This is a genomic window from Rhodococcus yunnanensis NBRC 103083 (assembly GCF_001895005.1).
In the GTDB taxonomy this organism is placed as follows: domain Bacteria; phylum Actinomycetota; class Actinomycetes; order Mycobacteriales; family Mycobacteriaceae; genus Rhodococcoides; species Rhodococcoides yunnanense.
The window spans coordinates 58,648-73,696 of sequence record NZ_BCXH01000018.1 but is presented as its reverse complement, the minus strand read 5'-3'; the positions used below and the strand labels follow the sequence as shown (position 1 = coordinate 73,696).

General features: G+C 64.0%; 17 protein-coding genes. 12 read left to right on the top strand and 5 right to left on the bottom strand.

Annotation, left to right across the window (positions count from 1 at the left end):
- Positions 1-92 precede the first annotated feature (92 nt).
- The 3 genes from RY1_RS23640 (at position 93) to RY1_RS23630 (ending at position 2,977) form a co-directional block, all read left to right on the top strand.
- Positions 93-842 carry an excalibur calcium-binding domain-containing protein gene (locus RY1_RS23640; protein WP_072806492.1) on the top strand — a complete coding sequence of 250 codons (750 nt, stop codon included), beginning with the start codon at positions 93-95 and terminating at the stop codon, positions 840-842.
- A gap of 152 nt (positions 843-994) precedes the next feature.
- A complete protein-coding gene (locus tag RY1_RS23635) occupies positions 995-2,272 on the top strand; it encodes a T3SS (YopN, CesT) and YbjN peptide-binding chaperone 1 (protein WP_072806491.1) in 1,278 nt (425 codons plus the stop codon).
- 33 nt (positions 2,273-2,305) lie between these two features.
- Positions 2,306-2,977, top strand: coding sequence for an NUDIX hydrolase (locus tag RY1_RS23630; RefSeq protein WP_072806490.1), 672 nt, complete (start codon positions 2,306-2,308; stop codon positions 2,975-2,977).
- Between the two features lie 137 nt (positions 2,978-3,114).
- Here RY1_RS23630 and RY1_RS23625 read toward each other — a convergent pair whose 3' ends face one another.
- Positions 3,115-4,056, bottom strand: coding sequence for an ADP-ribosylglycohydrolase family protein (locus tag RY1_RS23625; protein ID WP_072806489.1), 942 nt, complete (start codon positions 4,054-4,056; stop codon positions 3,115-3,117).
- A gap of 184 nt (positions 4,057-4,240) precedes the next feature.
- Here RY1_RS23625 and RY1_RS23620 point away from each other — a divergent pair, with 184 nt between their 5' ends.
- Positions 4,241-5,254 carry an AurF N-oxygenase family protein gene (locus RY1_RS23620; RefSeq protein ID WP_072806488.1) on the top strand — a complete coding sequence of 338 codons (1,014 nt, stop codon included), beginning with the start codon at positions 4,241-4,243 and terminating at the stop codon, positions 5,252-5,254.
- A 62-nt stretch (positions 5,255-5,316) separates the two neighbouring features.
- Positions 5,317-6,867, top strand: coding sequence for an FAD-dependent oxidoreductase (locus tag RY1_RS23610; protein WP_174565458.1), 1,551 nt, complete (start codon positions 5,317-5,319; stop codon positions 6,865-6,867).
- A 25-nt stretch (positions 6,868-6,892) separates the two neighbouring features.
- Here the strand turns inward: RY1_RS23610 and RY1_RS23605 are convergent, their stop codons facing one another.
- Positions 6,893-7,684 (bottom strand): dienelactone hydrolase family protein, encoded by a 792-nt coding sequence (locus RY1_RS23605; protein WP_084727785.1) that lies wholly within the window; start codon positions 7,682-7,684, stop codon positions 6,893-6,895.
- Positions 7,685-7,987: 303 nt separating this feature from the next.
- Between RY1_RS23605 and RY1_RS23600 the strand changes: the two genes are divergently transcribed.
- On the top strand, positions 7,988-9,280 hold the full coding sequence (locus tag RY1_RS23600; protein ID WP_072806487.1) for a DUF2786 domain-containing protein: 1,293 nt from the start codon (positions 7,988-7,990) through the stop codon (positions 9,278-9,280).
- Here RY1_RS23600 and RY1_RS23595 read toward each other — a convergent pair whose 3' ends face one another.
- On the bottom strand, positions 9,281-10,273 hold the full coding sequence (locus RY1_RS23595) for an isopenicillin N synthase family dioxygenase (RefSeq protein ID WP_072806486.1): 993 nt from the start codon (positions 10,271-10,273) through the stop codon (positions 9,281-9,283).
- 94 nt (positions 10,274-10,367) lie between these two features.
- Here RY1_RS23595 and RY1_RS23590 point away from each other — a divergent pair, with 94 nt between their 5' ends.
- From RY1_RS23590 to RY1_RS23570, 5 genes are all read left to right on the top strand, one after another.
- The gene (locus tag RY1_RS23590; RefSeq protein WP_072806485.1) at positions 10,368-10,703 is read left to right on the top strand and encodes an ArsR/SmtB family transcription factor; all 336 of its coding nucleotides are present in this window, start codon (positions 10,368-10,370) and stop codon (positions 10,701-10,703) included.
- Positions 10,700-11,164 (top strand): SRPBCC family protein, encoded by a 465-nt coding sequence (locus RY1_RS23585; RefSeq protein ID WP_072806484.1) that lies wholly within the window; start codon positions 10,700-10,702, stop codon positions 11,162-11,164. The genes RY1_RS23590 and RY1_RS23585 overlap by 4 nt, the downstream gene beginning before the upstream one ends.
- Before the next feature lie 26 nt (positions 11,165-11,190).
- On the top strand, positions 11,191-11,970 hold the full coding sequence (locus RY1_RS23580) for an RsiV family protein (RefSeq protein WP_072806483.1): 780 nt from the start codon (positions 11,191-11,193) through the stop codon (positions 11,968-11,970).
- 67 nt (positions 11,971-12,037) lie between these two features.
- On the top strand, positions 12,038-12,391 hold the full coding sequence (locus RY1_RS23575; RefSeq protein WP_072806482.1) for an ArsR/SmtB family transcription factor: 354 nt from the start codon (positions 12,038-12,040) through the stop codon (positions 12,389-12,391).
- Positions 12,388-12,873 (top strand): SRPBCC family protein, encoded by a 486-nt coding sequence (locus RY1_RS23570; RefSeq protein ID WP_072806481.1) that lies wholly within the window; start codon positions 12,388-12,390, stop codon positions 12,871-12,873. Before RY1_RS23575 ends, RY1_RS23570 begins: the two co-directional genes overlap by 4 nt.
- 15 nt (positions 12,874-12,888) lie before the next feature.
- Here the strand turns inward: RY1_RS23570 and RY1_RS23565 are convergent, their stop codons facing one another.
- The gene (locus tag RY1_RS23565) at positions 12,889-13,248 is read right to left on the bottom strand and encodes a VOC family protein (protein WP_072806480.1); all 360 of its coding nucleotides are present in this window, start codon (positions 13,246-13,248) and stop codon (positions 12,889-12,891) included.
- Between the two features lie 65 nt (positions 13,249-13,313).
- The gene (locus RY1_RS23560; RefSeq protein ID WP_072806479.1) at positions 13,314-13,595 is read right to left on the bottom strand and encodes a LuxR C-terminal-related transcriptional regulator; all 282 of its coding nucleotides are present in this window, start codon (positions 13,593-13,595) and stop codon (positions 13,314-13,316) included.
- A 201-nt stretch (positions 13,596-13,796) separates the two neighbouring features.
- Between RY1_RS23560 and RY1_RS23555 the strand changes: the two genes are divergently transcribed.
- The gene (locus RY1_RS23555; RefSeq protein ID WP_139279966.1) at positions 13,797-15,047 is read left to right on the top strand and encodes a TetR family transcriptional regulator; all 1,251 of its coding nucleotides are present in this window, start codon (positions 13,797-13,799) and stop codon (positions 15,045-15,047) included.
- Positions 15,048-15,049: the final 2 nt, after the last annotated feature.

Genomic DNA, 15,049 nt, shown 5'->3' with positions numbered 1-15,049 from the left:
GTGAAGAATCCCGCGTCGGTCATTGCCGGCTTCGAGCCTGTGCGCCGCGCACGCTCGTAGCGCCGCACCCACAGGCCGATACGAGGACCCCCATGACCGATCCGTTTTCGCAGCCCTACGTCTTTCCCGGCGCCGATCGCCCCGAGCGTCCACGCCCCCTCCTCGGCAAGATCGTCGCCTGGGTTGCCCTTGTTCTCGGTGCGCTGTTCGTATTGGCCGCCGCGATCGACCTGTCGATCGTGGGACTGATTCTCGGCCTGTGCATCGCCGCGGCCGGTGGGCTGTACCTGTTCAGCAAGCCGTCGCGAGGTCGAATGATCTGGGCCGCGCCGGCAGTGGCAGCGCTCCCCGCGCTGATCGCGTTTGCCGTCCTGACTCCGACGCCGGACACCACCGAGACCACGCCCGCCGGTGTGGTGAGCGTGCCCACACTCGCCGAAGTAGCGAGGACTACCGCGCCCCCGACGACGACCAAGCCGACCACAACGGCTCCGGCAACCACGACCGCTCCGGCAACCACAACGGCTCCGGCAACCACGACCGCTCCCCCGACAACACTCGCACCGACTCCGGAAGCCGTGACCGTGTACGAGGCAGTACCGACCACTCCGGCACCCTACGTACCGCCGCCGGCTCCCGAACCTGCCTATGTTCCCGAGCCCGCGCCCGTCTATGCCCCTGCCCCTGCCCCTCTGGCAGCTGTGCCCGAGGCACCGTCATACGTGTCCTACGCGAATTGTTCTGCCGTCCGCGCGGCGGGAGCCGCACCGATCTACGCGGGCGAGCCGGGTTACAGTTCGAAACTCGATCGCGACGGGGACGGCGTCGGCTGCGAGAACTAGGCGCTGCGGTGTCGCTACCCGTGAGCGCTCCGGTGACCGCGGAATGTTCCACCCGCGCACGGGCGGCGAAGCCACGAAATGCTGTCGGACCCCATCGCTAGTGTCCTTTCCGACGGGCGGATTCAGCCGCTCGTCGACGGGAGGGCATCCGTATGAACGACCGACTCCACATTTCCATCGAGAGTGCGTGGGCCTCGTACACCGACGATCTGGCATCGTTCCTGTCGGCACTGCGTCCGCGGGATCGGCTCGACATCGTCGCCGAGTCCGGGATCGATCGCGGTGACGGTGACTCACCGTGGGTCCGGCTGCGCTGCAGCCCGGACGGCGTCATCGAGTCCACCGCCGTCCTGGACAGCTACCTGTGCGACGGCGCCGACTCGGGTGCGGGCAACGACGAGTTACTCGTCGAACTGGGATGGACCGTGCCCGCCGAACGTACCGAGCGGAACACTCTGATCAGCAGATCGATGCAACGGCGGACGAGGACGGCATCCGAGTTGGCCACCCTGATAGTCCGATTGTTTCGCGAGGCTTGGCACGTACCGCATCCTGCGTTTCTCTCAGCCGATTGTGAGGGGCGCGACGATCGACAGTTCCGAACAGCGACCGATCACCAACGCCCGGACACCACCACGACACTGCCGATCGACATCGACCATCTACGGGCACTGATTCTGGACACCGTCGCGTCTGCTCCCGGCGTCGAGGTACGACAGGAAAACAACGGCGACATCCGGATCGACGGGTTCGCACTACCCCTGCACGTATGCTTCGGCCCCGACGCCAATTCGGTTCGGCTGCATGCTCCGCTCGTCTCCGGGGTCTCGATATCGGCGTCGTTGTCCCGCAAGCTTTCCTGGTTGAACACTCGCTGGCGGAACATCACGTTCGCCGTCGCGGGCGACCAACTGTTCGCCGGAATCGCCGTGGCCACTCAGACATACGTTCCGCGGCATCTGACGTCGATGCTGTTTCATCTCGGCTTGTTCGTCGACTCGATCGATCGCCCCTTCGCCGCCGAACTCGGAGGCACCGTCTTCGACCCCGAACATCGCCATCCGGAACCGGTGTCCACGGTCTCGTGGTCGGACGACAGCGGGACCCTCGGAACCTTGCGTGCAGCGTGCGAGCTCACGCGCGGCCCTGTGGACTCGGCCACCGTGGAAGCGATGTGCCGCAAGCAAGACATCGAGCAACTCGTCGAACGAGCCCGATACTCGGAGCGCAGATTTCGCGATCACGCCCACCGCCTCGGCGACGAACGCCGGATCCGGGCTGCCGTCATGTGCGACACCCTCGCCATGAGTTGGGCCCATGTCGCGGACAGTCTGGCGCACGCATTCACCCCAGCGCCGCCGACTCCGCCGAAGGCGCAACAGATTTCACTGTTCGAACAACTGGAGGAGCCGGCACTGTTCGACCTGTGACCTGATAGATCAGCAACGCGCTAAGCTTGCGCGGTGTCTAACGAGGACTCGGGCAAGGCCCTGACCGACTACCCCAGGCCGTCGGTTGCCGTCGACGTCGCTGTGTTGACGGTGCACGAGGAAACCGTCAAGGTCGTTGTGGTGCCGTCGCCGAGAGGGCCCGCCCTACCCGGCACATTCCTGCACCCCGGCGAGCGCCTCGCCGATGCAGCCGACCGAGCCCTGCGCACCAAAGCAGGGCTCGGCGGCTTGGATTTTCACCAGATCGGCATGTTCGACGCTCCGGACCGCGACGAGCGAGGATGGGTGCTCTCGATGGCACACGGTACCGCGGTACCGCCGGGGATCGTCGAATCCGAAGTCGAACTCGTGGCCGTCGTCGACGAAAAACCGGTGACCTCACTGGCTTTCGATCACGGTGCGATGGTGGCGTTGTCCGTACGGGATCTACGCGACCGGTACGCCTCGAGCGTCGATCCGGCGGGGATCCTCGGTGACAGGTTCACACTCCTCGAGCTCAGGAGACTGTACGAGGTGGTCTTCGACAAGGATCTACCCAAGGACACCTTCCGGCGACACGTCTTCGGAGCGTTGACTGCCACCGGTGAAACCTCGCTCGCGGGGGGTGGGCGCCCGGCAGAGGTGTATCGCCGAAGCGGGGCTGCAGCACTGCCCGAATCGGCTGCGGCCATGCTGCGAAGCTGAATCGCGATCGAGCCGACGTCAGTCTGCCGATTCTCGTGCGCGAAGTAGCGTGGCCCGGCCGTGCGAATGACCCACGTCGCCGGCATCGATGCGCACGGTCGTGATGTCCCCCCGCACGACATCGATGATGCTCATGACTACCTTCCTGTGTTGTCTGCGATGTCGACGGCGACAGCCACGAGGTCGTCGCCGGTCAGGGCCGGGTACCCGTGCAGGGCGGACCTCCACCGCACGGGCACTGCCGAGGCACCCCATCTCGCGCCGAGCAGTCCTCCCGCGATGGCGGCCGTGGTGTCGGTGTCTCCGCCCGCGAGGACGCACAACTCGAGTGTGCGTGCCAGGTGGTCGGGGCCGTCCTGATCGGCTCGAACGATGGCCCACCACGCGGTCTGCAGTGCATGCACCACCCAGCCGTTGTTCGAGAAGTCCTTCGGCTCCCCGGATTCGGCTTCGTCGAGCAACGGACGCCAGTACCTCGCGGCGTCGCCATCCACGTCGAGCCACAACCGCACACCGTCGAAACTTCCCTCGAGCACCGCGTGCCGAATCGCGAACGACCACATCCTGCACGCCTCGCCCGCCCGAGGGTCCGAGTGCGTCAGCGCGCTGATCGCCTCGGCCGCGCGCGTGCATGCCTCGGCGTCGTCGAGATAGGCCAACGCGACAGGTGCGGTGCGCATGAGTGAGCCGTTGCCGCCGGTTCGTCCGGTGAGACTCGCCGCTCGGCGGGTCATGTCGGCGGCTGTGGAGCTCCGATGGCCGAGGACCGACCCGGTCTGATGGCCGATGTCGGCGGGCTTCGTGTCGTACCAGGCGACGAAGTTCGACGCGATGGCGTCGAGACCCTCTTCGGTCCCGATGTCGACGCCCCCGCGTGCCACAAGGGCGATCGCCGCCGCCATCGAGGTATCGTCCGTCCATTCCCCCGGCGCCCACTTGAACGGTCCGCCGCCGATCATGTCGACGACGGTGCCTGCCGCCGGGTGTGTGAACTCGTAGCCGGCGCCGAGTGCGTCACCCGTCGCCGCGCCCAGCAGAACCCCTGCGGCGCGATCGATCTGTTCCGAGGTCAACGTCATGCGAATCTCCTTAGCTCGTTTCTGCGCTTAGATTAGCGCACAACTGCGCTAATGAACAGGCGGTCCGAGGCATGCACTCCGCCGCAGGTCAGGAATACAGTGCGGCAATTTTCAACGATGCGCTTCCATTTGGTGATACTTCGAGTTACATTAACTCCATGTTCGCACCACGTAGGGAGAAGCGATGACAACGACGTCAACCACGACGCGCTCGATCGACACCGACGCGGAGACCGAGCAGTACAACGAAACACTTCAGCTCCTGTCCGAGGGTTCGGTGCACAAGCACTTCGACCCCTACGTCGACATCGACTGGGAATCCCCCGCCTTCGCGGTCACTGCGAACGACCGCCGCTGGATACTTCCGGCGAAGACCGATCCGATCGGCGGACACCCCTGGTACCGGGCGCTTCCCGAGGATCAGCAGATCGCCATCGGCATGTGGCGTCAAGCCAATGTCGCCAAGGTCGGCTTGCAGTTCGAGAACATTCTGATCCGCGGCATGATGCAGTACGTCTTCTCGCTGCCGAACGGCTCGGCCGAGGCTCGGTACTGCACGCACGAGTCGATCGAAGAGTGCAACCACACCTTGATGTTCCAGGAAATGGTGAACCGAGTCGACGCCGATGCCCCCGGCATGAGCCGTCCGATGAAGATCCTCTCCCCGATCATCCCGCTGTTCGCGACTCTCCTACCCGAACTCTTCTTCGTCGGGGTCCTCGCGGGAGAAGAACCGATCGACCACATCCAGAAGGGCATTCTGCGCTCGGGCGAAGAGATTCATCCGATCATGCAGGGCGTCATGGCAATTCACGTCGCCGAAGAAGCACGCCACATCTCCTTCGCGCACCAGCTCCTGCGTCGTCGCGTCCCGAAGATGTCCAGGATCGGCCGCTTCTTCCTCTCGCTCGCGTTCCCGATCACGATGCGCATCCTGTGCGACGTCATCGTCATCCCGCCGAAGAAGTTCTGGCAGAAGTTCGAGATCCCGAAGTACGTCAAGGACGATCTCTTCTGGGGCACGGACGAATCGCAGCACACGCTGCAGGACTACTTCGGCGACGTACGGATGCTCGCCACCGAGACCAAGATGATGAACCGCGCCGCGAAACTCATGTGGACGGCCTGCGGAATCGACGGCAAGGCATCGCGTTTCCGTAGCGAACCCGACCGCAGCTCCAGCCAATTCGCAGCTTGATCCTCTTTACCATTCACAGCGCCAGTCAGCTCCACAGCAGCGCCTGTCGTCAGGAATTCGTCATGCCCCACGTTGTCACCCAATCTTGTTGCAGCGACGCATCGTGCGTGTACGCGTGCCCGGTCAACTGCATCCATCCCACTCCGGACGAACCCGACTTCCTGACGGCAGAAATGCTGCACATCGACCCGGCGTCGTGTGTCGATTGTGGTGCATGTGTGTCGGCGTGTCCGGTCGACGCGATCGTTCCTCGGTCGAAGCTGACCGAGACGCAACTGCCGTTCCTGACGATCAACGCCGACTTCTACAAGCAGCAGCGGCCCAAGCGGCCTCTGCTCGCACCGGTGTCCCCGGCTCCCACGGTGACGAGAGAACGCCAGGCGCTCCGGGTCGCGATCGTGGGTTCGGGTCCGTCGGCGATGTACGCGGCGGATGAGCTCCTCACTCAGCCCGGAGTGAAAGTCGATGTCTACGATCGCCTCTCGCAACCCCACGGACTTGCGCGTCTCGGCGTCGCACCCGATCACGAGAAGACACGGCAGGTCTCGCGTCTGTTCGACCAGATCGCTGCGCAACCGGGCTTTCGACTCCACCTCGGCGTCGAGGTCGGCAAGGACATCACGCACGATCGACTGCTCGACGACCATCATGCTGTCGTCTACGCCGTCGGCGCGTCCCGAGATCGCGAATTGACCATTCCCGGTGCGGACCTCGACGGGCGTTCGTCGGCCACCGACTTCGTCGCCTGGTACAACGGGCATCCCGATCATGCGCACCGGCGTTTCGATCTGTCCTCCAAGCGAGCCGTCGTCATCGGAAACGGCAATGTCGCTCTCGATGTGGCCCGAATTCTGACGATCGATCCGGATCGACTGATCGGCACCAATGTGCCCTCGTACGCGCTGACGGCGTTGCGCGAGTCCAACATCGAAGAGGTCCACATCGTCGGGCGACGCGGTGTCGCCCAGTCGGCGTTCACGGTTCCCGAGTTCGCCGGTCTGCTCGCCACTGCGGGCATCGATGTCTCGATTCACCGCGACGAGATCATGCTCGACGCGGCCACGATCGCCCTCGCCGAGACCAACGACCTGCCTCATGCGGTCGAGCAGAAACTCCGGTTGCTTCGCCGTATCGACGACGTGACGGGCAGTGCCAACAGGCGAATCGTGTTGAGGTACTTGCTCTCCCCCACCAGAATTCTCGGTGACACCTCGGTGACAGGGGTCGAGTTCGATCGAATGACGCTCGACACCGGCGCCGACGGATCGGCCCTGGCCGTCGCGACCGGCGACGTCGAGATCATCGATACCGGGCTCGTACTCACCTCGATCGGCTACCGCGGAGTTGCACTCCCCGGGGTGCCGTTCGACGACCGGCGCGGTGTCATCCCCAACGACGACGGTCGTGTGCTCGACGCTCCCGGCGGTGTCGTCGTGCCCGGCTCGTACGTGACGGGCTGGATCAAACGAGGCCCGTCGGGATACATCGGGACCAACAAGTCGTGCGCACAAGGCACGATCCGCAACCTCGTCGAGGACTTCAACAACGGCACGCTCGCCGACATCGCACCAAGGCCGGGCCAGCGCACGCCGTGGCGGCGCCGCCGCAACTGACTTGGACGGCCACCGATGCCAGATGTCAGGAGATGTTGCGTTTGCGCACATCCCAGGCCGTATCGGTGCACAGTCGGCAGTCAGCCCCCACGAACGTGCCCGACGACGCCTCGTCGGAGTCGATGTTCCACTTGATCCAATCGGTCAGGATGTCGGCGTACTCGCCGCCGTTCTTCTCGAACCGCGTTCCGATGTGTCCATGGTCGGCGCTGGCGAGGAATGTCGGCAACGATGCGGGGAGATTCTCGAAGTCACGAACACCGTTGGTGTATGCGACGTCGGACGGTCCACCCAGAAGAAACAGGACAGGAGCTCGCAACGCATCGAGCTTCGCTTGGTCGGGCTGCAACTGACCACTGTTGAGAATGCCGATCGCAGCGACTTCGGGCCTACGCGTTGCCAGCTCGTACGCTTGCAGTCCTCCGCACGACCAGCCGGCAACCGCAACCGCGTCGGTATCGAGCTTTCCGAAGTACGGGCTGCCCGGCCGAAGGTTCTCTGCCTTCGCCCAGTCGAGCGACTCCTCCAACGACTCCACGGTCGAGATCCCGAACTGCACGGGGCCGCCCGTGGCGAGCACGACGATGCCCTGCGACGCGATCTGGCGCAGCATCGCCTGGTCGATGAGTCCGTTCTCGATGCACCCGCCTTCTCCGTACACCAGGACCGGGGCATCGTCGGGGATCGACGTCGGCCGGTAGATGGTGTGGTCTTTCAGCGACACGTCGGTGACGACGGAGACCTCGGAGGGTCCCGTTGGCTTCGCTTGCACGACAGCGCTGCTCGACACCGCCATCGCTACCGCCGCTGCTGCCACGAGACAAGCCGACACAGTCCGAGACCAGAGCACAGCGAACCCCTTCCGTCCGAGACCTTCGGCACCGACCCGCGCGGTACCGTCTGCTCGTTCCGAGCCTCGGGCCGGACCATCGTGCACCGACGGCCGCCCGCCACACAATAGTGAAGGTTCATAGCCCTACGGTCGGATCTTCTCGGGCTGCGGCGGGACCGGACAGTACTGCTCGGTCCGGCACTCTGTCGGTGCCCACTGGTAGAAATTCCCCCGACACCGACCCAGCCCCTCACTGGCGTCGAGAGATTCATCGACGAGGGGAACTTCATGGACGTCCACGACAGAACACGCGCAGCCGGCATGGCTCGGACGCAACATCACGGCATCGACATCGAGACGCTCATGGCGTCGGGAGTGCAGTTGGCTGCCGACCCACTGACCACGCACAGCGCCTTGTCCGCCTTCGTCGGAAGAATGATCCAGCTCGAATCACGCATGACGTCAGTGCGTCTGACCACCGAGTGCAGCGCATATGCCGTCGACGTTCTCGCGACCGTGTTCGAACGCGGCTGGCAACCGGTCGAACTGGTACACGTGCTGGAGCGCCTCGCCGACAAGTCGACCGCGCAGATGAGCGTCTCGCTCATCGCGGAGCACTCGCGTCGCACACGTGCGCTGTCCACGGCGCCGGAAGCCTGGAAGGGCCAATTGCACAGTCTCGGTGCGGATCCCGGTGCTGGTCTCACGCGGTTCCGCGCCACCAGCGGACTCGATCCGCGCAGTTTCTGGACGGGCTTGTTGAGGCTTCTGGTTCGGCTACGCCGGATGCACACCGTGGTGACGGTCGGTCCCCCACCGTCGAAATGGGGAGACTCGTCAACGACGGCCGGCGCACGGACCGGTGACATCAAGTTGCTCGACAAGATTCGAGGGTTGCTGGCCAAAGCGGAATCGTCCACGTTCCCGGCGGAGAGCGAATCCTTCTCCGCCAAGGCGCAGGAACTGATGACGCAGTACTCCATCGATGCCGCGCTGCTCCTCGACCGCGAGGCGGGCGGGCCCACCGACAGTGTCGTGATCACCAGGAGACTCACCGTGTCCAATCCTTACGTGGACGCGAAGATGAAACTACTGTCCGCGGTGGCGAGCGCGAACGGCGTTCGGACCGTGCGGTACCGGAAACTGGGACTCATAGCGATGGTCGGCATGCCCGTCGACCTCGACCTGTGCGAGCTGCTGTACACCTCGCTCCTCGTCCAGTCCGCTCAGGACCTCGAACGCGTCGGAATCGATTCGACCATGCGGGGCAGAGGTTTCCGTCGTTCGTTCCTCTACGGTTACGCGGGCCGGATCGGCGAACGTTTGGTCGAGGCGCGGGAGCGAGCACAACGACGTGCCGCCGAGCGTTACGGCTCGTCACTCGTGCCACTGTTCGAGCAGCGGGACCGGGCGGTGGCGTCCACGGTCGAGGACCTCTTCCCCGATCTGGCCACCATCCGGACGTCGATGTCGAACACCAGCGGATGGTCGTACGGCCGGCGCGCCGCCGACACTGCCGATATCACCGGCGGCCGTGAACAGATCGACGACTCGGGAGATTCAGACGACTCGGAGCAGTGATCAGTATTTCGACCGCCGCTCGATCGGTGGAATTCCGTGGTGAATTTCGGCAACGTCCGGGTGCGCTCGCGTGCGCGACTTCCATGCATTCTCGCCGTAGGTCGAGAAGATCGGATTGTCCGGGTCGGTCTCCACCCCGCGCGACTTCGCGGCCAACGCGGCAGGCAGCGTCACGATCGGGATGACCGCATCGAGAGCAGGGTTGAGGAAGAACGGAATCGAGACACGGTCCGCACCCGCATCGGGTGCGATCACTCGGTGACGCGTCGCCCGCAGATAACCCTGCGTCGCCACTTCGAGCAACTCTCCGATGTTGACGATGAAGGCGCCGTCCACGGGAGGTACGTCGATCCATTCGCCTGGTATCCGCTCGACCTGCAGTCCGTGCGATTGCGGTTCGACGAGCAACATCGTCAGAACCCCGGAATCCTTGTGCGCGCCAACACCCTGCGGGTTGTCGGCACTACCGGGATAGCGGACCACCTTGATCAGCGTGGCGGGATGGTGGGCAAACGCGTCGTCGAAGATGTCCTCGGCGGCTCCGAGCGCTACCGCCCAGTGCCTGAGCAGCCTCAGACCGACATCGGACAACTCCTGTTCCCAGTGCTCGAAAGCGCTCCTCAGCTGCGGCAGCGCCGAGGGCCACAGATTGGGCCCCTGGAGGTGCCAGTAGCCCTGAGCTCCGTCGATGCTCGGGCGCTCCGGGCCGATATCGATCTGCTCTCGCCAATCGACTGCGCCGTTCGTCAGCTCGCCGCCCAGCCGTGAATAGCCCCGAAACTGCGGACTCTTCAGCTGGGAGATCTCGTCCTTCGATTCGGCGTCCAACGCGAAGAAGGCCCGCGCAAGACCGAGTACCTCGGCGATACGAGAGGAATCGACACCGTGCCCCACCAGGTAGAAGAACCCGGACTCGTGCGCCGCCGACAACAACTCCTCTCGAAACCGCTCCGGGTGGGTCTGCGCCAGCGTCAGGTCCAGAACAGGAAGCATGCACTCCAGTATCGACGCATCCGGCAATCCCGGCCAGCGTCACCGAAAAATACTAAGCCCTTGTACTAACTGTTCTCCGATGTTACTTTTCCTTATGGCTCAGCATTCCGACCAGCTCGACGGCATCTTTCATGCGCTCTCGGACCCCACCCGGCGCGCGGTACTCGGCAGATTGAGGCAGGGACCGGCAAGCGTGAGCGAGCTCGCCGAACCGTTCGACATGGCGCTGCCCTCGTTCATGAAGCACGTCGGCGTTCTCGAGCAGGGCGGCTGGATCCGCACCCACAAGGAGGGCCGAGTGCGTACGTGCGCGCTCGAGTCGGCGCCTTTCGGGGTGGTCGAAGAGTGGCTGAACGAGCAGCAGGAAATCTGGGAAGCACACACCGATCGACTCGAACAGTTCGTCACCCAACAGGAGGAATCGCGATGACACCGACCGCCGAACTCGACCTGACCATCACGCGCATCATCAAGGCACCCCGCAGCGCCGTGTGGGCAGCGTGGACCACTCCCGCGCAATTCGAACAGTGGTGGGTCCCCTCCCCCGCTCGCGCGAAGGTCGTGAGCCTCGATCTGGTGCCCGGCGGCTCGTTCCTCACCGAAATCAGCGAGGACGGAGGCGAATTCAAGCCCCACATCGCAGGATGCTTCCTGGCAGTGGATCACCTGGAACGGATCGTGTTCACCAATGCCCTCGTCGCCGGGTGGCGACCGGCCGAAAACCCGTTCATCACCGCGACCATCACCTTCGCCGACCACCCTGACGGCACCGAATACATCGCACGTGTCATGCACAAGGACGCCGCCGATGCCGCGAAACACGACGAACTCGGGTTCTACGACGGCTGGGGTACGGTCACACGACAATTGGCCGAACTCACCGAGAGCTGACGCTGTTCGGTGGTAAGCAGAGGGACATGAAGACGTGGAGAGTCGCCGCGGCCATCGCCGCGGTATCGGTTGCCGCAGCCTGCTCGACGGACGGGACCCCGACGGCATCCGACGACGTCGCCCCGGCCAGCAACTCGGCCCCCAGCGCTAGCGCCACCGGCACGTCGACCCCGACGGCCACCACGCCGCAGCAGGCCACATATGCCTTCACAACCACTCGCATCGTGGGATCCACCGACCGCGTCGAATACGACGTGAGCATCCCACAGCTCACGGGCGGGGACGATCGCGTCGTCGCCGAGTTCGACGAGTCGATGCGTGCAGCACTGCAGGATCAGATCGACGGATTCGGCGACCAACGGTTCACCCTGTCCGATGCGCGGCCCGGGCCGACCTACATCGGTCCCGGCGTCGTCAGTGCAGTCCTCGATACCTCGTGGGACGCGAATCCTCCTGGCGCACATCCGACATACGTCATCGCAACGGTCACCGTGGACACGGCGACAGCACAACCGGTGACACTGCAGGACCTCTTTCCCGATCTGCAGGCCGGGTTGCAGCGGCTGTCGGAGCAATCGGCGCTTCTCCTGCCGGACACCGCCGCCGGTCCGGGCTTCGAACCCTCTGGAATTGCACCCACGCCGAATAATTTCGCCAACTGGACGCCCAGCGCCGGCGGCATGAACATCCGGTTCGGCGACTATCAGGTCGGGCCGCATGCCATCGGACTCGTCGACGTGACGGTTCCGTGGAGTGCGCTGGCCGACGTCGCAGACCCGCAGGTCATCGACTCGCTCGGTGGTTGACCCGCGTGCGTGCAGACCGAAGCCCGAGCCTTGACGAGCCGTCGATCCCGTCGTAACGTACAACCAAATGGTTGTAGATGAGAGTACTGACGCCGACATGGACCGCCTCTTCCAGGCGTTCGCCGATTCGACGCGTCGGGACATCGTGTCGCGAGTCATCACCGGCGAACACTCGGTCTCGGGACTGGCCGCTCACTACTCCATGAGTTTCGCCGCCGTGCAGAAGCACGTGGCGATTCTCGAACGCGCCTCCGTCGTCACCAAGGAGAGGCGTGGACGGGAGCAGATCGTGCGAATTCGTGTGGAAGGCATCAGGGACGCACGCGGACTGCTCGACGAGTACGAATCGATCTGGCGGCGACGCGTCGACCGGATTTCCGACATTCTCGCCGAAGACGAGGAAGAGGGAGACACACCATGACTGTCATCAGCACCGACAAGAATGTGCAGGATTTGAACTTCACGATCGTTGCCGAGTTCGATGCGAAGATCGAGCGAGTGTGGCAGATCTGGCAGGATCCGCGGAAACTCGAACGCTGGTGGGGGCCGCCGACATGGCCTGCAACCTTCGACACGCTCGAGTTCGTCGTAGGCGGCAAGGCTCACTATTACATGACGGGCCCCGACGGCGACAAAGCACGAGGATGGTGGCGCATCACGTCCATCGATGCACCCCACCGACTCACGTTCGACGACGGCTTTGCCGACGACAACTGGAATCCGATCGACGATCTCGATATCACGAAAATGGTTGTGACACTGCAGGACATCGGCGGGCGCACGCGCATGACAACGACGTCGAACTTCGTCAGCGCCGAACAGATGCAGAAGCTGATCGAGATGGGCATGCAGGAAGGCATGGGTCTGGCAATGGGCCAGATCGACGCGATTCTCGCCGAGTAGTGCGGCGTCGCAGCGTCAGGACGCCGCCCACACCCCGAGTTGGTTGCCACTCGGATCGGTGAAGTGGAGCCGTCGTCCGCCGGGGAACTCGTACGGCCCGTTCACCACAGCTCCCCCGGCGGCTGTGACCGCGTCGACGGTGGCGTCGAGGTCCTCCGAATACAGCAGAACCAACGGCCCGCCCGCGGCTGCAGGCTCGGACACCTGCGCGAGACCGCCGACTTCGTCTCCGTCGGCACCCTTGATTCCGGCGTAGGTCGGTCCGTACGCAGTGAACTCCCACCCGAACGCCGCGGAGTAGAACGCCTGCGCAGCGGCCAGATCGGTGACCGACAACTCGACATAGTTCAACCTGTGATGTTCATTTCTGGACATACCGAGATTTTACTCACCCGCAGTGGTCCATGTGCGGAGTAAGCGCCGACTCCGAACTATCGGTGTCACAGGTCCTCCAGCCTGATCAGGCCATCCTGTACTGCGCGAGCGAGCAACGCAGCCTTGGTCGACGCCGTCCGACCCGCCTGCTGGTATTTGAGGCGTATCCGGCTGAGATGTGTGTTGACCGTGCCCGGTGCGATGAACAACGCCTCGGAGACACCGTCTTTGGTGTCGCACGTGATCCACGTGATCAGTACCTCTATCTCGCGAGCACTCAGACCTGGATCCGTTCGATTCGAGGACCGGCGAACGGGGGCGTCGGGGAGGGAGATCGCGGTGGTCATCGGTGTCCTTGTCGTTTGGGCGGTCACGACGAATCGTCGACGCGAGTCGTCGATCCGACTCCATGCAATCGCACGATCGTCTCGGAGGCACTCCGCCCGCTGAGAGTCCCGCCACTCAAGTGACAGCGACCACTCTCAGAATCTCTGCGAGCACGTCGATCGTGTCGATACAGTGGCGTTCCGCGCGCACTCAGGGGGCAGATGTTGACCGGACACGATGCAATATCGGACCAGTTCATCGATGCGGGAGTTCGCGCCCTGCTCGCCGACCCTCGTGCGGTGCTCGAACGAGGACTGCGAAGCGAGGACATCGTCAACCAGGCTGGTGCCTCACAGGCCACGTTCTTCCGAAAGTTCGCCACGAAAGCTGACTTCGTGGACGCGGTCGTCGGCGCGCTCTCGGGTTCGCAGCCGAGTTCCGAGGACGAGGTCCGGCGCACCGTCGGTGACCAGCTGCAGAGGAACGAGGATTCACTCGGACCGACCGTAATCGCTCTGGTGACTACGGCGTTTCCGGCGTTGGTCGATGGAACCTCGACGGCCACCGAGTTTCTCGCGCATGTGTTCGGCAGTCCCTACGCGATGAAGAATCAGTACGCACACCGAGACCGATTGGTCCTCACCGCCTACGAAGCCCTGTTCATCCGGAGCGATGCCGCACTGCGACGCCCGTTCACCGCCCGATCGTTCGCCACCACCGTCACCGCACTGCTCGACGGCTTCCGCACTCGCGCCCGTATCGACCCCAGTTCCGTCACAGCCACACTCGTCGCAGATGCATTACTCGCGTTGTTGGGCGCCGTCGTCGACACGTCGGGTCTGCATCAACATCTCGACGACCTGGTCGGACCGATCGAATCCCCCGTCGTCGACAAGCCGCTTCCCCCTGATCCGCGCGCCGCCATCATCGCTGCAGCTCGTACCGAACTGGGCAAACGGGGGTACTTCATGACACGCATGGACGACATCGCCGACAACGCCGGTGTGTCGCGGACCGCGGTGAAGAAGCTGTTTCCGACCAAACCCCACGTCCTGGTCGCCGCGTTGCACTCGAGGGTCGACGCGTTGCGTGAAAGTGTCGCCGACGACCTGTTGATCGGCCTGGACGAGATCACGATCATCGATAATTTTCTGCTGCGATGCGCGCAGCTCGCCGCCGACGAGAGCGCGTTCATGGACGCGTTGTTGGTCGCCGTTGCGCACGACACGTACGGCGAGCCCGAGGGTCTGCTCTCGGTGAAACGCACGCTCAACATCCCGGCGATCATCGGACCCGTGATCCAGCAAGGTCAGGACAACGGAACTCTCTCGCTCATCGGATCGCCCGTCGACCTCGCGGCCGGAATCACCAACACTTTGCTGATGCGATGCTTCACCAGGCGCAACGTCACACCAGCGGAGAACGCCGAGTTCATCGGCAACCTTCTGCTCCGTGGGTTGACCAAGAGCTAGTA